Source organism: Saccharopolyspora sp. NPDC003752 (genome assembly GCF_053605825.1).
Genome location: NZ_JBSGJZ010000001.1, coordinates 447,578 through 466,423, shown reverse-complemented (window position 1 = coordinate 466,423; position 18,846 = coordinate 447,578). Strand labels below are relative to the sequence as shown.

Here is an 18,846-nt window from a genome sequence, read left to right as displayed (position 1 = left end):
CGTGGGTGGTACTGGGAAGCTGGTGCCGCCCACGTTCGTTAGGGTCGGTTGTAGCGGATCGCCCGAGAGGGAAGCAGGACAACGCCTGGGGCCGCGCCCGACGTGTCGGCCGCGCCGGTCCACTGTGGAAGTGGGCGGAGTGGCCGATGTGGCCCCGGTGGACAACGGCCCATTGTGGGAGAAGGCAGGGAGACGTGACGTGACGCAGCACCTGACTGTTCCGACGTCCGACGCGCGGTCGCCGTCCATGCGGACGGGGACGAACGGGCTCTCGCTCAACGACTCGGTTTACGAGCGGCTGCTGCGGGAGCGCATCATCGTCCTCGGCTCCCAGGTCGAGGATTCGATCTCGAACCAGATCTGCTCGCAGCTGCTGCTGCTGGCCGCGGAGGACCCGGAACGGGACATTTCGCTCTACATCAACTCGCCGGGCGGCTCGGTGACGGCGGGCATGGCGATCTACGACACCATGCAGCTGATCAAGCCGGACGTGGCCACGGTGGCGATGGGCATGGCCGCTTCGATGGGGCAGTTCTTGCTGTCCGCGGGCACCAAGGGCAAGCGCTTCGCGCTGCCGCACGCGCGGATCATGATGCACCAGCCGTCGGCCGGCCTCGGCGGTACGGCTTCGGACATCGAGATCCAGGCCAAGATGTTCTCCCGGCACAAGAAGGAAATGGCCGAGCTGATCGCCGAGCAGACCGGTCAGACGGTGGAGAAGATCATGCAAGACGCGGACCGCGACCGCTGGTTCACCGCGGAGGAGGCCCGCGAGTACGGGCTCGTGGACCACGTGGCGAGCGCCGCTAATCTGCCCAGCAGCTGATCATCCCCGCCCGAGACCTAGCAACGAGGAGTCACCCGTCGTGAACCCTTACCAGTCTTTGCAGTCCCGCTACGTGCTGCCCTCGTTCGTCGAGCGCACCGCGTACGGCGTCAAGGAGTCGAACCCGTACAACAAGCTGTTCGAGGAGCGCATCATCTTCCTCGGCGTCCAGGTCGACGACGCGTCGGCCAACGACGTGATGGCGCAGCTGCTGTTCCTGGAGTCCGACGACCCGGACCGCGAGATCCAGATCTACATCAACTCGCCCGGTGGTTCGTTCACCGCGCTGATGGCGATCTACGACACGATCCAGTACGTCCGCCCGGACGTGCGCACCATCTGCCTCGGCCAGGCCGCCTCGGCCGCGGCGGTGCTGCTGGCGGCCGGCACCAAGGGCAAGCGCCAGGCGCTGCCGAACTCGCGCGTGCTGATCCACCAGCCCTCGGTGGAGGGCATCCAGGGCCAGGTTTCCGACCTGGAGATCCAGGCCGCGGAGGTGCTGCGGATGCGGGACCTGCTGGAGACCACGCTGGCCCGGCACACCAACCGGTCCGTGGACCAGATCCGCGAGGACATCGACCGGGACAAGATCCTGACCGCGGACCAGGCCGCCGAGTACGGCCTGATCGACGAGGTCGTGCCCTACCGCAAGCTCTCGACGCAGAAGGCGTAAGGAGATTGCACCGCTCCGCTCGCGAGGGCGGAGCGGAACGGCCGGGCGTGGTGGTTGCGCCACGCCCGGCCGCCATGCACGACACGCCGGACGAGGTGCTGGTCACACCACGCTCGGCAATGGCGGACACTGTGAGTCTCCCCGAACCCGGGGAACGCCAGGTACCGTCGAAGGCACATACGGTCAGGCGCGCTACCGGACGGCGCGCCGGAGGGGACGGGGTCAGCGGTCATGGCACGTATCGGTGACGGCGGCGACCTGCTGAAGTGCTCCTTCTGCGGGAAGAGCCAGAAGCAGGTGAAGAAACTCATCGCCGGCCCCGGCGTGTACATCTGCGATGAGTGCATCGATCTCTGCAACGAGATCATCGAGGAGGAACTGGCCGAGGCGGGCGAGGTCAAGCTCGACGAGCTGCCGAAGCCGGCCGAGATCCACGAGTTCCTCGACCAGTACGTCATCGGGCAGGACCCGGCGAAGCGGAACCTGTCGGTCGCGGTCTACAACCACTACAAGCGCATCCAGGCCGGTGAGCGCCGGGAGAGCCGCGGTGAAGAGGCCGTCGAGCTGGCCAAGTCCAACATCCTGATGCTCGGCCCCACCGGCTGCGGCAAGACCTATCTGGCGCAGACGCTGGCCAAGATGCTCAACGTCCCGTTCGCGATCGCCGACGCGACGGCGCTGACCGAGGCCGGTTACGTGGGCGAGGACGTCGAGAACATCCTGCTCAAGCTGATCCAGGCGGCCGACTACGACGTGAAGCGCGCCGAGACCGGGATCATCTACATCGACGAGGTCGACAAGATCGCCCGCAAGAGCGAGAACCCGTCGATCACCCGCGACGTGTCCGGCGAGGGCGTGCAGCAGGCGTTGCTGAAGATCCTGGAGGGCACCACCGCGAGCGTGCCGCCGCAGGGCGGCCGCAAGCACCCGCACCAGGAGTTCATCCAGATCGACACCACGAACGTGCTGTTCATCGTGGCCGGCGCGTTCGCCGGGCTGGAGAAGATCGTCGAGGAGCGGGTCGGCAAGCACAGCGTCGGCTTCGGCGCGGAGCTGCGCTCGAAGGCCAAGATCGACACCACCGACCACTTCGCCGACGTGATGCCCGAGGACCTCATCAAGTTCGGGCTGATCCCGGAGTTCATCGGCCGGCTGCCCACGGTGGCCAGCGTGACGAACCTGGACAAGCCGTCGCTGGTGCAGATCCTCACCGAGCCGCGCAACGCGCTGGTGAAGCAGTACAAGCGGTTGTTCGAGATGGACAACGTGGAGCTGGAGTTCACCAAGACCGCGTTGGAGGCCATCGCCGACCAGGCGATCCTGCGGGGCACGGGCGCGCGCGGGCTGCGCGCGATCCTGGAGGAGGTCCTGCTGCCGGTGATGTACGACATCCCGAGCCGTTCGGACGTCGCCAAGGTCGTCATCACGGAGCAGACGGTCCGCGAGAACGTCAACCCGACGATCGTCGCGCGCCAGGCCACCCGCCGGGAGCGCCGCGAGAAGTCCGCCTGAGCCCTGGTCGGTTCGTGTCGAGCAGCTCTGCCGGGCGCCGGAGGTCGCCCGCTTCCCGGATCGTTCTGCACTGATCCGCCACCCGTGGTCACCCGCTGCGGATCCGGCGCGGTTAGATGATCATTGGTTGCGACCAGACGAACGATTCCGGGGACGGTGCCATGAGCGAGATGCATGTCCTGCTGATTCACGGGATGACCGGTTCCGGCCCCTGGCACTGGCAGCAATGGCTCGCCGGGCAGCTCCGCGACCAGGGTGTCCGGGTGGACCTGCCGAGCCTGCCCGATCCCGACCGGCCGGCGCTCGACCGGTGGCTGCCGGTGCTGCGGGAGCGGCTGGAGGCCGTGCCGCGGGAGGCCGAGCTCGTCGTGGCGGCGCATTCCTGCGGGGTGGCGCTGTGGCTGCACCACGCGGCGACGATCGCCGGGCGGGACCGGCGCGCGGACCGGGTCCTGCTGGTGTCTCCGCCCGCCCTGGACTGGCGGCACCCGGACGCCCAGGACATCACGCCCTATCCCACGGACGCCGCGGCGCTGCGCCGCGCCGCCGGGATCACCCGGCTCGTGGTGGGCACCGGCGACCCGTACCTGTCGATGTACCGGGCGCACGCGCTGGCCGCGGACCTGCAGGTCGAGTTGGACGTGATCCTCGACGGCGAGCACCTCAACACAGACGCGGGCTACGGCCCCTGGCCGTCGGTGCTGCGCTGGGCCCTCTACGGCTCGGTGCCGCTGAACGACCGCTTCGACGCCGACACCTACACCGCGGGCCGGTCCCAGGACCGCCTGCGGCTGGTGTGACCGGCCCTCACTTCTTGCGCGACCGGGCGAGCTGGCCGCCCACGAAGTCGACGACCTCCGGCAGGGCCTTCCGGTAGTAGCGGCTGTTGTGCCCGCCCGGGGTGGTCGAGGCGTACTCGGGCTGGGCCGCGCGGATGAAGCGGCGGGTGCCCTCGATGAATCGGTCCTCGGTGCCGCACCACACGCCCAGCGGCACGTCGCCGAGCTCGTCGATGTGCCGGAGCGGGTCCATCGCGGCCCACTCGGCCTCGTTGGCGAAGGCGCGTCGCTTGCTCATCTCCCGCCAGCTGGTGATCAGGGCGGGGGAGACGACGGCGGCGGCCGACAGCGGATTGCCCTGTTCGAGCCGGCGGCGGGCGTAGAGCAGCGCCCCGAACCCGCCCATCGAGATGCCGGCCGCCGCGAACGGCTGGCCGCTCGGGCCGCCGAGGCGGCGTTCGGCCAGCCAGCGCGGCACCTCGTCGAGCAGCATCGACATCGGGTCGTCGCCCGGCCACCGGTGCCAGTAGCTGTTCCCGCCGCCGTCCACGGCCAGGAACGCGAACGGCGGGATGCGGCGCGCGGCCACGGCGTCGGACAGCCAGGTCGGCAGCCCGCCCGCGGACTTGCGCGCGTCGCCGAACCGGCCGTGCAGCATCAGGCAGACCGGAAGCCCTTCGCGCGCAACGCCTTTCGGGAACATCGTGACCAGGTGGACGGGGCAGTTGCGGGCCTGCGAGTGCACCTGCTCGACGAGCACGTTCGACTCGTCCATGTACTGCACCGCGGGGCGCGTGTCGAGGTCGGCGGTCAGCCCGATGCTCAGCGCGGCCAGCCCGGCGACGCCGGAGGCGAGGACGCTGCGCCTGCCGAGCATGTGGCTGCGCGGTTCACCGTCGCCCATGCGCCCTCCCGTTTTCGCCGTCCGGCTTTCATCGTGCCAACGGGGTGCGTCGGCACCAACCGAGTGGGAAGGAATCAGGCGATGTCCTTCGTCACGATGCGTTCGGTTCCGGTGTAGACGTTCATGGTGCGGCCGCGGAGGAACCCGATCAGCGTCATGCCCTGCTCGGCCGCGAGGTCCACGGCCAGCGAGGACGGCGCCGACACCGCGGCGAGCGCGGGCACCCCGGCCATCGCGGCCTTCTGCACGAGTTCGAACGACGCCCGGCCGGACACCATCAGCACGCAGCCGGTCAGCGGCACCCGGTCCGCCAGCACGGCCCAGCCGAGGACCTTGTCGACGGCGTTGTGCCTGCCGACGTCTTCGCGCACCACGAGCAGTCCGCCGTCGGAGTCGAACAGTCCTGCCGCGTGGAGCCCGCCGGTGGTGTCGAAGACGCGTTGCGCGGCCCGCAACCGGTCCGGGAGGGCGGCGAGGGTGTCGGTGTCCAGCGTCAGCGGGTCGTCGGCGGGGGAGTGCCGGGTGCTGAGCCGGACGGAGTCCAGCGCGGCCTTGCCGCACACCCCGCACGACGACGTGGTGTAGAAGTTGCGCGTCACAGAGGCGTCCGGCGGCTGCACGCCGGGGGCGAGCAGGATGTCCAGCACGTTGTAGGTGTTGCGGCCGTCGGGGCCGGGACTGTCGCAGTAGCGGGCCGTGGACAGCTGGGCCTTGTCGTGGATGACGCCTTCCGTCAGCAGGAACCCGTGCGCGAGTTCGACGTCGTGGCCGGGCGTGCGCATGGTGACCGAGAGCGGCGCGCCGTTGACCCGGATCTCCAGCGGCTCCTCGGCGGCCAGCGTGTCCGGCCGGCTCCGGCTGCCGTCGGCGGCGATCTTCAGCACCGGTCGTCGCACGGTGACACGTCCCATCGGGCCCTCCCTACCGGCCGCATCGGCGAAATCGTCCTCGTCCGAACGCCCTTGTACACCGTATGCTCAGCCGCGCTGTGATCAACGCCGCATCGGGGAGGTCCCATGGTCGCAGACCTGCTCACCCCCAACAGAATCGTCGCACCTCGCGACTGGAACAGGTGGCTGGTCCCGCCTGCAGCGCTCGCGGTGCACCTGTCGATCGGGCAGGTCTACGCGTGGAGCGTCTTCAAACCGCCGCTGGAGGACGCCCTCGGCCTGTCCGGGACGCTCAGCGCGCTGCCGTTCCAGCTGGCCATCGTGATGCTCGGCCTGTCCGCCGCGCTGGGCGGGACGCTGGTGGAGCGCCGCGGCCCGCGGTGGGCGATGGCCGTGTCCGCGACCTGCTTCTCGGCCGGGTTCCTGCTCTCCTCGCTCGGGGTGTCGACCGGCCAGTACTGGCTGGTGGTGTTCGGGTACGGGTTCGTCGGCGGGATCGGGCTCGGCATCGGCTACATCTCGCCGGTGTCGACGCTGATCAAGTGGTTCCCGGACCGGCCGGGCATGGCGACCGGCATCGCCATCATGGGTTTCGGCGGCGGCGCGCTGATCGCCTCGCCGTGGTCCGCGCAGATGCTGGAGTCCTTCGGCAGCGGCAGTTCCGGGATCGCGCTGACGTTCCTGGTGCACGGGTTGGCCTACGCGGTGTTCATGTCGCTGGGTGTGCTGCTGGTCCGGGTGCCACCGCCGGACTGGCGGCCCGCCGGGATGCCGGAGCGGATCGCCGGCCCGATGATCACCACGGCGAACGTGACGGCCCGCAACGCGATGCGCACGCCGCAGTTCTGGCTGCTGTGGGTGGTCCTGTGCTGCAACGTCACCGCGGGGATCGGCATCCTGGAGAAGGCGTCGCCGATGATCGTCGGCTTCTTCGCGGGCAGCTCGACGCCGGTCGCGACGGGCGCGGCGGCCGGTTTCGTCGCGCTGCTGTCGCTGACCAACATGGCCGGGCGGTTCGTCTGGTCGTCCACATCGGACATCATCGGGCGCAAGAACGTCTACCGGCTCTACCTGGGCGGCGGGGTGCTGCTGTACCTGGGCATCATGCTGTTCGGCGCGACCGGGGTGCCGGTGTTCGTGCTGTGCGCGATGCTGATCCTGTCGTTCTACGGCGGCGGTTTCGCGACCGTGCCGGCCTATCTGAAGGACCTGTTCGGCGGTCTCCAGGTGGGCGCGATCCACGGCCGGCTGCTCACCGCGTGGTCGGTGGCCGGGGTGCTGGGGCCGCTGATCGTCAACGCGATCGCCGACGTCCGCAAGGCGGCCGGCGCCACCGGGCCGGACCTGTACACGACGTCGTTGTACATCATGATCGGCCTGCTGGTCGTCGGGTTCGTGGCCAACGAGCTGGTGCGGCCGGTCCATCCCAGGTTCCACGAACCGGCCACCGGAGGTGCGCGATGAACCGCCGAGCACTGCTCGTCCTCGCGTGGGCGTGGGTCGGCCTGCCGTTCGCCTACGGCATCTGCGAACTGGTCCAGAAGGTCACCCAGCTCTTCACCGGCTAGCGCGGTTTCGCGTGGTCAGGAGCCGGTTTTCGCGGGTGCGAGGCGGCGGCGCACGTGGTCGGGGAGGACCGCGGCCTTGCGGGCGAGGGTGTCGACGAACGCCGACGTGAGCGGGTCCGGGCCGCTGCGCGTGTAGGCGGTCAGGGTCCGGTGCACGGGCGGGTCGGGGCGCAGCAGCGCGCCGTCGAAGCGGGGCGGGATGATGTTCGCCGGAACCAGCGCGGGGCCCAGCCCGGCGGCGGCGAGCATGGGGGCCGCGGCGGTCTGCTCGGTGCGGATCGCGGCGCGCGTCTGGAAGCCGGCGCCGGCGCAGGCCTGTTCGAGCACGTCGGAGAGCCCGTTCTCCGGGCTGTAGTGCACCCATCCCCGGTCGGCGAGCGCCCCGAGCTCGATGCGCGTCGCGCCCTCGTCGACGGCCGGATCGTCCGGCGGCAGCACGACGACGAACTCCTCCACTCCCAAGGTGTGCACCGGACCGTCCCAATCGGACGGTGGCGGACCCACCGCGAGATCGGCCTGCCCGGCCGTCATCGCGGCGCGGAGCTCGTCGGTGTGCCGGTGCTCGAAGAGTCTGATGTGGACACCCGCGTGCTCGCGGCGCCAGGCGCGCAGCACCGGCGGCAGCACGCCGAGGCTGATCGAGTACACCGTCGCGAGCTGCAGCTCGCCGCTCTCCAGCCCGCATGCCTGCCGGGCGGCCAGCCGGGCGCGTTCGGCGTCGGCGAGCGCCGCGCGGGCGTGCGGCAGCATCGCGCGGCCCATCGGCGTCAGCCGCACCGCGCGCGGCAGGCGCTCCAGCAGCGGGCCGCCGACCCCCCGCTCCAGCGCGCGCACCTGGTGCGACAGCGCGGGCTGGGTGACGTGCAGGAGCTCCGCGGCGCGGGTGAACGACCCCTCCGCCACCACCGTGACCAGGTACTCGAACTGCCGCAGCGTTGACATGAACAGAACTTATCACTGTCAGAAAGAACAAGCCTTGGACTTATGGTTCGATGGCGACGAGTGTTGTCGGCATGGAGCACAACACCAAGGTCGCCCTGGTCGTGGGGGCCAACGGGGTCATCGGCCGCAACCTCGTCGAGCACCTGGCCACGCTGCCCGACTGGGAGGTGATCGGGCTGTCCCGGCGCGGCGGCGAGAACACCGAGCGGGTCCGGTACGTGGCCGTCGACCTGCTCGACCCGGAGGACACCGGGGCGAAGCTGCGCGAGCTCACCGGCGTCACGCACGTCTTCTACGCGGCCTACCAGGACCGCCCGACCTGGGCCGAACTCGTCCCGCCGAACATGGCGATGCTGACCAACGTCGTCGACGCGGTCGAAGCCGTCGCGCCCGGCCTCCGGCACATCAGCCTCATGCAGGGCTACAAGGTCTACGGCGCGCACCTCGGGCCGTTCAAGACGCCGGCCCGCGAGACCGACGCCCGCCCGATGCCGCCCGAGTTCATGGCCTCCCAGCAGCAGTTCCTGGAGCAGCGCCAGCGCGGCAAGGCCTGGACCTGGACGGCCCTGCGCCCGTCGGTGGTGGCCGGATTCGCGCTCGGCAACCCGATGAACCTGGCGATGGTGATCGCGATCTACGCGGCGATCTCGAAGGAACTCGGCCTGCCGCTGCGGTTCCCCGGCAAGCCCGGCGCCTACGACTCGCTGCTGGAGATGACCGACGCCGGCCTGCTGGCGAAGGCGACGGTCTGGGCCGCCACCTCGGAGCGGGCCGAGAACCAGGCGTTCAACATCAACAACGGCGATCTGTTCCGCTGGCGGGAGCTGTGGCCGAAGATCGCCGCGCACTTCGGCCTGGAGGTCGCCGACCCGCTGCCGATGTCGCTGAGCGACGTGATGGCCGACAAGGCCGGGCTGTGGCAGCAGATGGTCGCCGACCACGGCCTGGAACCGCACGCGTACCAGGAGGTTTCGTCCTGGGCGTTCGGCGACTTCGTCTTCTCCTGGGACTACGACATGTTCGCCGACGGCTCGAAGGCCCGCCGGTTCGGGTTCCACGAGTTCGTCGACACCGAGGCGATGTTCCTGGAGATCTTCGACGACCTGCGCGCGCGCCGCGTCATTCCCTGAGGAGTCCTGATGGATCTGCAACTGGCCGACAAGGTCTTCGTGGTGACCGGTGCCTCCGCGGGCATCGGCGAGGCGACCGTCCGCCTGCTGGCGGCGGAGGGCGCGAAAGTGGTCGGGGTGGCGCGCGAACCGCACGGCATCTGCGCGCTCGGCAGCGGGATCAGCGCGGTGGCGGCGGACATCACCGACCCGGACGCCGCCGAGCGGGTCGTGGCGACCGCGCTGGAGCGGCACGGTCGCCTGGACGGGCTGGTGAACAACGTCGGCGGGCTGCAGTCGCGCACCGGCTTCCTGGACGTCGCCGACGAGGAGTGGAAGCGGACCTTCGAGCTGAACTTCCACTCGGCGATCCGCATGACCCGGTCGGCGCTGCCCGCGATGCTGGCGCAGGGCGCGGGCAGCGTCGTGCACGTGACCAGCGAGGCGGCGCGCCTGACGGACGTGCCGCTGATCGACTACGCGGCCTCGAAGACCGCGATGCTGTCGGTGTCCAAGGCGCTGGCGATCGAGTTCGGCCCGCGCGGCGTGCGCTCCAACGTCGTCGCGCCGGGCCCGACCCGGACCTGGCTGTGGGACGCGCCGGGCGGCTTCGCGGCGCAGCTGGCGGACCGGTTCGGCCTGCCGGTGGAGGAGGCGGTGGAGCACTTCGTCCGCGACGTCCGCGGCCTGCCGACGGGCCGCCTGGGAACCCCGGACGACGTGGCCCGGGTGATCGTCTACCTGCTGTCCCCGCTGGCGGCTCAGGTGACCGGCGCGGAGTGGGCGGTCGACGGCGGAGCCCTCCGCCAGCTGTGACACGGCATCCGTTCGCCGCAATTTCCATTGAAATCGGACCTTCGATTTCAATGGAAATTGCGGTTCGGCCTGCGTGGTGGTTTCGGGGCGATCGGTCCCGCGCTGGCGGTCGGTGGGGCTACCGTCGGCGAGGCACCCCGCACAGTGAGGAATGCGATGGCCACCAGCACCCCGCCCGAACGGCAGAACCTGCGCTTCGCGGAGGCGTCGGAACCGATCACCGAACCGATCACGAAGTTCGGCGGCCAGCCGGTGTGGCTGGCCGACCCGACCTGGCCGCTGTCCGCCGACACCGGCCGCCCGATGCGGTTCATCGGCCAGATCCGCCTGCCGGGCGAGGAAGTCCGGCTCGGCTACCTGTTCATGACCGAGGACGGTTCCGACGAGTTCGTCGACGGCACCTACGACCCGACCGCCGGTGAGAACGCCTTCTTCGCCCAGCCCGGCGAGCCGGCGGAGTTCTACCAGGTGGCCAGCATCCGCCGAGGCCCGACGTTCGGCCCGGACCACCACGCGGAACTGGCCCCGCACGACCCGGACGCGGTGGACGACGAGGACGACGACCTGCGCAGCCGGCTGTGGGGCGAACCGGTCTGGCTGCAGGGCGAGGAGTGGCCGGACGAACCCGGCACCTGGCGGTTCGTGGCGCAGCTGGACAGCGCGGACGAACCGTTCGACATGAACCTCGGCGACGCGGGTGTCGCCTACGCCTTCATCGACGAGAAGACCGGCCAGGGCCGCTTCCTCTGGCAGTGCGGCTAGCCCTCGTGGGTGGCTCTCCTGCTGGGAGGGCCACCCACGACCGCATCAGGCCCGTTCGAGGCGGATGACGACCGCCTTGGACACCGGCGTGTTGGACTTCTCCGCCACCGAGTTCAGCGGTACCAGCGGGTTGGCCTCCGGGTAGTAGGCCGCCGCGCAGCCCCGGGCGGTCGGGTAGGCGACGATCCGGAAGCGCTCCGCACGGCGCTCCTCGACCGAGCCGTCCGGCGCCGCCCACTCCGAGATCACGTTCACCAGATCTCCCGCCGCGAAGCCGAGTTCCGCGATGTCCTCGCCGTTGACCAGCACCACGCGGCGGCCGTCCTCGATGCCGCGGTAGCGGTCCGAGAGCCCGTAGATCGTGGTGTTGTACTGGTCGTGGCTGCGCATCGTCTGCAGCAGCAGCCGCCCCGCGGGCACCCGGATCGGCTCCGGGACGTTCACCGTGAAGTTCGCCTTGCCGGTCGCCGTCGGGAACGTGCGGCTGTCGCGCGGCGGGTGCGGCAGCACGAAGCCGTCCGGTTCGCGGACCCGCCGGTTGTAGTCCTCGCAGCCGGGCACCACCTGCGCGATGTGGTCCCGGATCACGTCGTAATCGCGCTCGAAGGACTCCCAGCGCACCGGGTGGTCCGGGCCGAGCAGTTCGCGCGCCAGCCGGCAGATGATCGCGACCTCGGAGAGCAGGTGCTCGGATGCCGGCGCGAGCCGCCCACGAGAGGCGTGCACCACCGACATCGAGTCCTCGACGGTCACGAACTGCTCGCCGGTGCCCTGCGCGTCGCGTTCGGTGCGGCCGAGCGCGGGCAGGATCAGCGCGGTGCGGCCCGGGACGACGTGCGAGCGGTTGAGCTTCGTGGACACCTGCACCGTCAGCTCGCAGCCGCGCAGCGCCCGGATGGTCGCGTCGGTGTCCGGCGTCGCGGAGACGAAGTTCCCGCCCATCCCCACGAACGCCTTGACCCGGCCGGCCTGCATGGCGCGGATGGTGTCCACGGTGTCCAGGCCGTGCTCCCGCGGCACCGGTACCCCGAACTCGCGCTCCAGGGCGGCCAGGAACTGCTCCGGCATCTTCTCCCAGATGCCCATCGTCCGGTCGCCTTGCACGTTGGAGTGGCCGCGCACCGGGCACACCCCGGCGCCGGGCTTGCCGATCATCCCGCGCAGCAGCAGCAGGTTGACGATCTCGCGGATGGTGGCGACGCCCTGCTTCTGCTGGGTCAGGCCCATCGCCCAGCACGCCACCGTGCGCTGCGCGGAGATCAGCATCTCGGCGATCCGCTCGATCTGCTCGCGGTCCAGGCCGGTCGCCTCGGCGGTGGCCTCCCAGTCGACCTCCCGGGCCTGGGCGGCGAACTCGTCGAAGCCGTGCGCGTGCGCGTCGATGAACTCCTGGTCCACCGCGCCCGCCTTGAGCACCAGCGCGTTGAGGGCCTTGAACAGCGCCAGGTCGCCGCCGATGCGGATCTGCGCGAACTCGTCGGCCAGCTGGGTGCCGTCGCCGACCACGCCGCGCACGTTCTGCGGGTTCTTGAACCGCATCAGCCCGGTCTCCGGCAGCGGGTTCACGGCGATGATCCGCCCGCCGCGCTGCTTGACCTTCTCCAGCGACGACAGCATCCGCGGGTGGTTGGTGCCCGGGTTCTGGCCCACCACCAGCACCAGGTCCGCGTGTTCCACATCGGACAACGACACCGAGCCCTTGCCGATGCCGATGGTCTCGGTCAGCGCCGACCCGGACGACTCGTGGCACATGTTCGAGCAGTCCGGCAGGTTGTTCGTGCCGAAGCTGCGCACCAGCAGCTGGTAGAGGAACGCCGCCTCGTTGCTGGTGCGGCCCGAGGTGTAGAAGGCCGCTTCGTCGGGCGAGGCCAGCCCGCGCAGGCCCGCCCCGATCACCTCGAACGCCTCGGCCCAGCCGATCGGCCGGTAGTGGCTGTCGCCGTCGCGCAGGATCATCGGCTGCGTCAGCCTGCCCTGCTGGCCGAGCCAGTAGTCGGTCTTCCCGGCGAGCTCGGCGACCGGGTGGCGGGCGAAGAACTCCGGCCCGACCCGCCGCGTCGTCGCCTCCTCGGCGACGGCCTTCGCGCCGTTCTCGCAGAACTCGGCGAGCTTCCGCTTGTCGCCCTCGGCCTCGCGCGGGTCCGGCCACGCGCACCCGGGGCAGTCGAAGCCCGCGCGCTGGTTCAGCAGCGGCAACGTCCGCACGGTGCGGGTCAGGCCCATCTGCTCCCAGCTGCGCTGCAGCGAGACCAGAACTCCCTTCACCCCCGCCGCGGCCTGGCCGGGCGGACCGACTCGGAGGCCGTTCTCGTCGATGTCCTGTTCGGGCGCTCCACGCGACATGCGCCTAGCGTGCGCCACGGCGCGCAGGCGGGCACGGGTGGGGTGGGGGGAGTCACAACCGCGCTGGTCGCCGCGCACCCCAATGCCCGGAAAACGCGCTGAACAGGCACTCGTAGAATCCGGTGCGTGACACAGACCCATGACGCTCAGCAACGTGAACTTCCGTCGACCTGGAATCCGGCCGACGTAGAGGCCGAGCTGTACGAGCGCTGGGTAGCCGCCGAATACTTCACCGCCGACGCGAACAGCGACAAGCCGCCGTTCTCGATCGTCATCCCGCCGCCGAACGTCACCGGCAGCCTGCACATCGGGCACGCCTTCGAGCACACCCTGATGGACATCCTCACCCGGCGCCGCCGGATGCAGGGCTACGAGGCGCTGTGGCTGCCGGGCATGGACCACGCGAGCATCGCGGTGCAGGCGCTGGTCGAGCGGCAGCTCCGCGAGGAGGGCATCGACCACCGCGAGCTGGGCCGCGAGGCGTTCCTGGAGCGCGTGTGGCAGTGGAAGGAGAAGCACGGCGGGGCGATCCTGTCCCAGATGCGCCGCCTCGGCGACAGCGTCGACTGGACCCGCGAGCGCTTCACCATGGACGCCGGGCTTTCCCGCGCGGTGCAGACGATCTTCAAGAAGCTCTACGACGACGGGCTGATCTACCGGGCCGAGCGACTGGTCAACTGGTCGCCGCAGATGCGCTCGGCGATCTCCGACATCGAGGTGGAGCACAAGGAGGTCGAGGGCGAGCTCGTCTCCATGCGCTACGGCGACGGCGACGACGCGATCGTGGTCGCCACGACCCGGATCGAGACGATGCTCGGCGACACCGCCGTCGCGGTCCACCCCGGCGACGAGCGCTACAAGCACCTGGTCGGCACCGAGATCGAGCTGCCGCTGACCGGCCGCAAGATCCCGATCGTCGCCGACGAGCACGTGGACCCGGAGTTCGGCACCGGCGCCGTCAAGGTCACCCCGGCGCACGACCCGAACGACTTCGAGATCGGCAAGCGGCACGACCTGCCGATGCTGACGATCATGGACGAGCAGGGCCGGATCGCCCACACCGGCACGCAGTTCGACGGCATGGACCGCTTCGAGGCCCGCGTCGCCGTCCGCGAGGCGCTGCGCGAGCAGGGCCGCATCGTCGCGGAGAAGCGCCCGTACCTGCACAGCGTCGGGCACAGCTCGCGGTCGAAGGAGCCGATCGAGCCGCGGCTGTCGCTGCAGTGGTTCGTCAAGGTCGGCCCGCTGGCCAAGGCCGCCGGCGACGCGGTGCGCGACGGCCGGGTCGCGGTGCACCCGCCGGAGATGACCAAGCGCTACTTCGACTGGGTCGACAACCTGCACGACTGGGCCATCTCGCGGCAGCTGTGGTGGGGTCACCGCATCCCGATCTGGTACGGGCCGGGCGGTGAGGTCGTCTGCGTCGGGCCGGACGAGGAGCCGCCGTCGGGCGAGGGCTGGCACCAGGACGAGGACGTGCTGGACACCTGGTTCTCCTCGGGCCTGTGGCCGTTCTCCACGATGGGCTGGCCGGCGGACACCGCGGACCTGCGGAAGTTCTACCCGACCAGCGTGCTGGTCACCGGCTACGACATCTTGTTCTTCTGGGTCGCCCGGATGATGATGTTCGGCCTCTACGCGATGGACGGCGTGGAACCGTTCAAGGTCATCGCGCTGCACGGCATGGTCCGCGACGCGCACGGCAAGAAGATGTCGAAGTCCGCGGGCAACACCGTCGATCCGCTCGTGTGGATGGACACCTACGGCACCGACGCGCTGCGGTTCACCCTGGCCCGCGGCGCGAACCCCGGCACCGACTCGCCGATCAGCGAGGAATGGGTGGCGGCGTCCCGCAGCTTCTGCACGAAGCTGTTCAACGCCACCAAGTTCGCGATGATGAACGGCGCGAAGGTGCCGGAGCGGCTGCCCGACCGCGGCGAGCTCACCGACGCGGACCGGTGGATCCTGGACCGCGTCGACCAGCTGGTGTCCGATGTGGACGAGCTGCTGGAGGACTTCCAGTTCGCCAAGGCGACCGAGGCGCTCTACCACTTCACCTGGGACGAGTTCTGCGACTGGTACCTGGAGCTGTCCAAGGTCCAGCTGGACGGCGAGCGGGCGGAGCGGACCCGCGAGGTGCTCGGATACGTGCTGGACGTGCTGCTGCGGCTGCTGCACCCGACGATCCCGTTCATCACCGAGACCCTGTGGACCGCGTTGACCGGCCGCGAGTCCGTGGTGATCGCGGACTGGCCGAAGGCGTCCGGGGCGGTTGCCGACCCCGCCGCCGCGGAGCGGATCGCGGCGGCGCAGAAGCTGATCACCGAGATCCGGCGCTTCCGGTCCGACCAGGGCCTCAAGCCGGGGCAGCGGGTCGCGGCCAAGCTCGGCGGCATCGCGGAGCTGGGGCTGGCGGACCACGTGCCCGCGGTGCAGGCGCTGGCCCGGGTCACCGAGCCGGCCGACGGGTTCACCTCGTCGGCGTCGATCGAGGTCGGCTTGGCCGGCGGCAACGTGTCGGTGGAGCTGGATCTCTCCGGCGCGGTCGACGTGGCCGCCGAGCGCAAGCGGCTGGCCAAGGACCTGGCCGTGGCGGAGAAGGAACTCGCGGGCACCGACAAGAAGCTGAACAACCCGGCGTTCCTGGACAAGGCCCCGGCCGACGTGGTGGACAAGATCAAGGCCCGCCGCGAGACGGCGCAGGCCGACATCGCCCGCATCAACGCGCGCCTGGCCGCGTTGCCGGGGGCCTGACCGGTTTCGAGCTCGCCGGGTGGCGATTTCGCGTGAAACCGCCACCCGGCAGGCGCGACGAGCGGCGATTTCTCGCGAAATCGCCGCTTTCGCCTTTCCGGGACGTGTGCGCGGTCACGGCATTCGCCAGTAGCCGCAGAACATGATGTTGTTCTTCGGCAGGCCGGATCGGACCCAGTGCCGGCGCAGTGATGCGGCCAGCTCGGACTCGCCGACGACCCAGGCGCAGGTGTTCTCGGCGGGCGCGGGCAACTCCTCGGCCTCGGCCAGCGCCGCTCGCCCCGGGTTGTCCCGCACCACCGGGAACCGGCGGAGCGGGTCTTCGCCGGTCGGCCGACCGGCGAGACGTAGACTGACCTCGTCGTTTCGCCGTTCGCAGGGGAGTGAGCACTTGTCCGGCACCGATCCCGCCGCGTTGCAGGAACTGCGCGTGGTGGAGGCCGAGCTCAACGAACGCTGGCCGGAAACCAAGATCGAACCGTCGCTCGACCGGATCCGGGCGCTCACCGAGCTGCTCGCCGATCCGCAGCACAGCTATCCGGTCGTGCACATCTCCGGCACCAACGGCAAGTCGTCGACGTCGCGCATCACGGACGCGCTGCTGAGCGGCCTCGGGCTGCGCACCGGCCGCTACACCAGCCCGCACCTGCAGCTGGCCACCGAGCGCATCAGCATCGACGGCGCGCCGATCACCCCCGAGGGCTACGTCGAGGCATACCGCGACGTCGCGCCGTACGTGTCCATCGTGGACTCGCGCAGCGACGTCCGGATGAGCAAGTTCGAGGTGCTCACCGGGATGGCGTTCGCGGCCTTCGCCGACGCCCCGGTGGAGGCGGCGGTGATCGAGGTCGGCCTGGGCGGCAGCTGGGACGCCACCAACGTCGCCGACGCGAAGATCGCGGTCGTCTGCCCGGTCGCGCTCGACCACGCCGACTACCTCGGCACCGACCTGGCCTCGATCGCCGGGGAGAAGGCCGGGATCATCAAGCCCGGCTCCATCGCGGTGGTCGCGGCGCAGCCCGCCGAGGCGCAGAAGGTGATCATGGAGCGGGCCGCCGAGGTGGACGCCACGGTCGCTCGCGAGGGCCAGGAGTTCGGCGTCCTCTCGCGGACCGTCGCCGTCGGCGGCCAACTGCTCCGGCTGCAGGGCCTGGGCGGCGTGTACGACGAGATCTTCCTGCCGCTGCACGGAGAACACCAGGCGCGCAACGCCGTGTTGGCGCTGGCGGCGGTCGAAGCGTTCTTCGGTGCCGGTGCCGACCGGCAGCTCGATGTCGAGCGGGTCCGCGACGCGTTCGCGAACGTCGTGACGCCCGGGCGCCTGGAGCGGGTCCGCGCGGCGCCGACGGTACTGGTCGACGCGGCCCACAACCCGCACGGCGCACGAGCCCTCGCCGACGCGCTCAGCTCCGAGTTCTCGTTCCGCAAGCTGGTCGCGGTGGTCGCCGTGCTCGGCGACAAGGACGCGCGCGGCATCCTCGCCGAGCTGGAACCGGTGGTCGAGGAGATCGTGCTGACCACGAACTCCTCGCCGCGGGCGATGGATCCGGACGAGCTGGCCGGCGTGGCCAAGGACATCTTCGGCCCGGACCGGATCGTGGTGGAGCCCCGGCTGGACAACGCGGTGGAAACCGCGATCCAGCTGGCCGAGGAGACCGATGAGCCCGGCGAATCGGTTTCCGGCGGCGGCGTCGTGATCACCGGGTCAGTGGTGACCGCCGGCGAGGCGCGCGCCCTGTTCGGCAAGGAGCCCGCGTGAGCGAACCGCAAGACACTGGAGTCGTCGTGACCGATCAGCCGAACCCCGAACCGGGCAAGGGCCTGCCCGAGGCACCGCCCGGCGTGCGCGACCCGTGGAAGGGCCTGCGCGGGATCATGGCGGGCACGCTGGTGCTGGAGTTCATCTCGTTCATGCTCGCGCTGCCGGTGGTCTGGAAGCTCGGCGGCGGCGTCTCCAGCATCGGCTTCACCATCGTGGCGGTGCTGTCGGTGCTGATGCTGGCGGCGGCGTTCGTGCAGCGCCGCCCGTGGGGCCTCGGCGTCGCGCTCGCCCTGCAGGTCGCGATGGTGCTCTGCTTCTTCGTGCACCCGGCGGTCGGGATCATGGGCGCGGTGTTCGCCGCGGTCTGGGCCTACATGCTGTACCTGCGCCACGACGTCGCCCGGCGCATGCGCGAAGGCCAGCTCTACGACCAGCTCGGCCACCCGCCGGGCTACCCGCCGGAGCAGACCGACTGACGTTCCACCTGGTCGGGCGTGGTGCATCATGATGCAGTCGCGATATGCTTTGATGCATGCGGACGACCATCACGATCGATGATCAGTTGCTCGACCGGTTGAAGCTGCGTGCGGCGCGCGAGCACACCACGGTGAGTGCGTTGATCGAAGACGACGTTCGGATGGGTGAGCTGCGGCGCGCTCAGCAAGACGCTCCGAAGAAAGGGCGTTTTCGGCTGCCGACGTTCGACCTGGGCGAGCCGAAGCCCGGCGTTGACGTGAATGACAACGCTGCCCTGCTCGAGTTCATGGAGCGCGACCAGTGATCGCTTGTGACGTCAACGTCCTGCTCAACGCTCAGAACGCGGCCCTGCCGGGCCACGAGAAGTACCGCGTTTGGCTCGAGGATGCCCTGCAGGGGCCCGCCCCGGTCGGCATTCCAGCGCTGGTGTTCAGCAGCTACCTGCGGATCGTCACCAACCACAAGATCTGGAACCGGCCCTTGGCGCCGGAGCAAGCGTTGGAGGTCATCGCCGCGATTCGCACGTCGCCCGCATTCGTGCAGGTCGAACCGGGTCCACGCCATTGGGAGATCTTCACCGAGCTCTGCCGCAAGGCGGACGCGAAGGGCAATCTGGTCCCGGATGCCTATCTCGCGGCGATCGCGATCGAGCACGGTTGCGAGTGGATCACCGCGGACCGGGGCTTCGCGCGCTACCCGGGACTGCGCTGGAGACATCCCCTGGACTAG

Annotated in this window: 19 protein-coding genes; 14 read left to right on the top strand and 5 right to left on the bottom strand. The window is 70.2% G+C overall.

Annotated features, from left to right (window positions below; translation table 11 throughout):
• The first annotated feature begins 199 nt into the window (after positions 1 to 199).
• The 4 genes from ACWEV3_RS02250 to ACWEV3_RS02235 all read left to right on the top strand — a co-directional run bounded on the left by ACWEV3_RS02250 (position 200) and on the right by ACWEV3_RS02235 (position 3,811).
• Entirely contained in the window at positions 200 to 826 is a 627-nt protein-coding gene (locus tag ACWEV3_RS02250; protein WP_452612118.1) for an ATP-dependent Clp protease proteolytic subunit, read from the top strand.
• Positions 827 to 866: 40 nt separating this feature from the next.
• A complete protein-coding gene (locus ACWEV3_RS02245) occupies positions 867 to 1,499 on the top strand; it encodes an ATP-dependent Clp protease proteolytic subunit (protein ID WP_452612117.1) in 633 nt (210 codons plus the stop codon).
• Positions 1,500 to 1,730: 231 nt separating this feature from the next.
• On the top strand, positions 1,731 to 3,011 hold the full coding sequence (gene clpX, locus ACWEV3_RS02240; protein ID WP_132489213.1) for an ATP-dependent Clp protease ATP-binding subunit ClpX: 1,281 nt from the start codon (positions 1,731 to 1,733) through the stop codon (positions 3,009 to 3,011).
• A gap of 161 nt (positions 3,012 to 3,172) precedes the next feature.
• Complete coding sequence (locus tag ACWEV3_RS02235; RefSeq protein WP_452612116.1) at positions 3,173 to 3,811, top strand: RBBP9/YdeN family alpha/beta hydrolase; 639 nt, start codon at positions 3,173 to 3,175, stop codon at positions 3,809 to 3,811.
• A gap of 7 nt (positions 3,812 to 3,818) precedes the next feature.
• On the opposite strand, the gene ACWEV3_RS02230 is transcribed toward ACWEV3_RS02235, so the two are convergent.
• Both ACWEV3_RS02230 and fdhD read right to left on the bottom strand, forming a co-directional pair.
• Positions 3,819 to 4,694, bottom strand: a complete 876-nt coding sequence (locus ACWEV3_RS02230) for an alpha/beta hydrolase (protein WP_452612115.1) — start codon at positions 4,692 to 4,694, stop codon at positions 3,819 to 3,821.
• A gap of 74 nt (positions 4,695 to 4,768) precedes the next feature.
• Positions 4,769 to 5,605, bottom strand: a complete 837-nt coding sequence (gene fdhD / locus ACWEV3_RS02225) for a formate dehydrogenase accessory sulfurtransferase FdhD (protein ID WP_452612114.1) — start codon at positions 5,603 to 5,605, stop codon at positions 4,769 to 4,771.
• Positions 5,606 to 5,710: 105 nt separating this feature from the next.
• Here fdhD and ACWEV3_RS02220 point away from each other — a divergent pair, with 105 nt between their 5' ends.
• Both ACWEV3_RS02220 and ACWEV3_RS02215 read left to right on the top strand, forming a co-directional pair.
• Positions 5,711 to 7,048 (top strand): OFA family MFS transporter, encoded by a 1,338-nt coding sequence (locus ACWEV3_RS02220; protein WP_452612113.1) that lies wholly within the window; start codon positions 5,711 to 5,713, stop codon positions 7,046 to 7,048.
• On the top strand, positions 7,045 to 7,152 hold the full coding sequence (locus ACWEV3_RS02215; protein ID WP_452612112.1) for an MFS transporter small subunit: 108 nt from the start codon (positions 7,045 to 7,047) through the stop codon (positions 7,150 to 7,152). The genes ACWEV3_RS02220 and ACWEV3_RS02215 overlap by 4 nt, the downstream gene beginning before the upstream one ends.
• A gap of 15 nt (positions 7,153 to 7,167) precedes the next feature.
• On the opposite strand, the gene ACWEV3_RS02210 is transcribed toward ACWEV3_RS02215, so the two are convergent.
• Positions 7,168 to 8,094, bottom strand: a complete 927-nt coding sequence (locus ACWEV3_RS02210) for a LysR family transcriptional regulator (RefSeq protein WP_452612111.1) — start codon at positions 8,092 to 8,094, stop codon at positions 7,168 to 7,170.
• 71 nt (positions 8,095 to 8,165) lie between these two features.
• On the opposite strand from ACWEV3_RS02210, the gene ACWEV3_RS02205 reads away from it, so the two are divergent.
• The 3 genes from ACWEV3_RS02205 (at position 8,166) to ACWEV3_RS02195 (ending at position 10,781) form a co-directional block, all read left to right on the top strand.
• On the top strand, positions 8,166 to 9,224 hold the full coding sequence (locus ACWEV3_RS02205; RefSeq protein ID WP_452612239.1) for an SDR family oxidoreductase: 1,059 nt from the start codon (positions 8,166 to 8,168) through the stop codon (positions 9,222 to 9,224).
• A 9-nt stretch (positions 9,225 to 9,233) separates the two neighbouring features.
• The gene (locus tag ACWEV3_RS02200) at positions 9,234 to 10,019 is read left to right on the top strand and encodes an SDR family NAD(P)-dependent oxidoreductase (protein WP_452612110.1); all 786 of its coding nucleotides are present in this window, start codon (positions 9,234 to 9,236) and stop codon (positions 10,017 to 10,019) included.
• A 156-nt stretch (positions 10,020 to 10,175) separates the two neighbouring features.
• Complete coding sequence (locus ACWEV3_RS02195) at positions 10,176 to 10,781, top strand: hypothetical protein (RefSeq protein ID WP_452612109.1); 606 nt, start codon at positions 10,176 to 10,178, stop codon at positions 10,779 to 10,781.
• Positions 10,782 to 10,826: 45 nt separating this feature from the next.
• Here ACWEV3_RS02195 and ACWEV3_RS02190 read toward each other — a convergent pair whose 3' ends face one another.
• Positions 10,827 to 13,124: an FdhF/YdeP family oxidoreductase gene (locus ACWEV3_RS02190; protein ID WP_452612108.1), complete on the bottom strand. Its 2,298-nt coding sequence runs from the start codon at positions 13,122 to 13,124 to the stop codon at positions 10,827 to 10,829.
• A gap of 126 nt (positions 13,125 to 13,250) precedes the next feature.
• On the opposite strand from ACWEV3_RS02190, the gene ACWEV3_RS02185 reads away from it, so the two are divergent.
• Entirely contained in the window at positions 13,251 to 15,878 is a 2,628-nt protein-coding gene (locus ACWEV3_RS02185; RefSeq protein WP_452612107.1) for a valine--tRNA ligase, read from the top strand.
• Between the two features lie 114 nt (positions 15,879 to 15,992).
• Here the strand turns inward: ACWEV3_RS02185 and ACWEV3_RS02180 are convergent, their stop codons facing one another.
• Positions 15,993 to 16,175, bottom strand: a complete 183-nt coding sequence (locus tag ACWEV3_RS02180; protein ID WP_452612106.1) for an SIP domain-containing protein — start codon at positions 16,173 to 16,175, stop codon at positions 15,993 to 15,995.
• Between the two features lie 94 nt (positions 16,176 to 16,269).
• Here ACWEV3_RS02180 and folC point away from each other — a divergent pair, with 94 nt between their 5' ends.
• From folC to ACWEV3_RS02160, 4 genes are read left to right on the top strand one after another with little or no spacing between them, the layout of a single operon-like run.
• Positions 16,270 to 17,637 carry a bifunctional tetrahydrofolate synthase/dihydrofolate synthase gene (folC, locus tag ACWEV3_RS02175; protein WP_452612105.1) on the top strand — a complete coding sequence of 456 codons (1,368 nt, stop codon included), beginning with the start codon at positions 16,270 to 16,272 and terminating at the stop codon, positions 17,635 to 17,637.
• Positions 17,634 to 18,116 carry a DUF4233 domain-containing protein gene (locus ACWEV3_RS02170; RefSeq protein WP_452612104.1) on the top strand — a complete coding sequence of 161 codons (483 nt, stop codon included), beginning with the start codon at positions 17,634 to 17,636 and terminating at the stop codon, positions 18,114 to 18,116. Before folC ends, ACWEV3_RS02170 begins: the two co-directional genes overlap by 4 nt.
• Before the next feature lie 56 nt (positions 18,117 to 18,172).
• Positions 18,173 to 18,421: a ribbon-helix-helix protein, CopG family gene (locus tag ACWEV3_RS02165; protein WP_452612103.1), complete on the top strand. Its 249-nt coding sequence runs from the start codon at positions 18,173 to 18,175 to the stop codon at positions 18,419 to 18,421.
• On the top strand, positions 18,418 to 18,846 hold the full coding sequence (locus ACWEV3_RS02160; RefSeq protein ID WP_452612102.1) for a TA system VapC family ribonuclease toxin: 429 nt from the start codon (positions 18,418 to 18,420) through the stop codon (positions 18,844 to 18,846). The genes ACWEV3_RS02165 and ACWEV3_RS02160 overlap by 4 nt, the downstream gene beginning before the upstream one ends.

Coding starts and splice junctions, on each gene's coding strand:
- clpX (WP_132489213.1), top strand. CDS start 1,731: ATGGCACGTATCGGTGACGGCGGCGACCTGCTGAAGTGCTCCTTCTGC.
- ACWEV3_RS02235 (WP_452612116.1), top strand. CDS start 3,173: ATGAGCGAGATGCATGTCCTGCTGATTCACGGGATGACCGGTTCCGGC.
- ACWEV3_RS02230 (WP_452612115.1), bottom strand. CDS start 4,694: ATGGGCGACGGTGAACCGCGCAGCCACATGCTCGGCAGGCGCAGCGTC.
- fdhD (WP_452612114.1), bottom strand. CDS start 5,605: ATGGGACGTGTCACCGTGCGACGACCGGTGCTGAAGATCGCCGCCGAC.
- ACWEV3_RS02220 (WP_452612113.1), top strand. CDS start 5,711: ATGGTCGCAGACCTGCTCACCCCCAACAGAATCGTCGCACCTCGCGAC.
- ACWEV3_RS02215 (WP_452612112.1), top strand. CDS start 7,045: ATGAACCGCCGAGCACTGCTCGTCCTCGCGTGGGCGTGGGTCGGCCTG.
- ACWEV3_RS02210 (WP_452612111.1), bottom strand. CDS start 8,094: ATGTCAACGCTGCGGCAGTTCGAGTACCTGGTCACGGTGGTGGCGGAG.
- ACWEV3_RS02205 (WP_452612239.1), top strand. CDS start 8,166: ATGGAGCACAACACCAAGGTCGCCCTGGTCGTGGGGGCCAACGGGGTC.
- ACWEV3_RS02200 (WP_452612110.1), top strand. CDS start 9,234: ATGGATCTGCAACTGGCCGACAAGGTCTTCGTGGTGACCGGTGCCTCC.
- ACWEV3_RS02195 (WP_452612109.1), top strand. CDS start 10,176: ATGGCCACCAGCACCCCGCCCGAACGGCAGAACCTGCGCTTCGCGGAG.
- ACWEV3_RS02190 (WP_452612108.1), bottom strand. CDS start 13,124: ATGTCGCGTGGAGCGCCCGAACAGGACATCGACGAGAACGGCCTCCGA.
- ACWEV3_RS02165 (WP_452612103.1), top strand. CDS start 18,173: ATGCGGACGACCATCACGATCGATGATCAGTTGCTCGACCGGTTGAAG.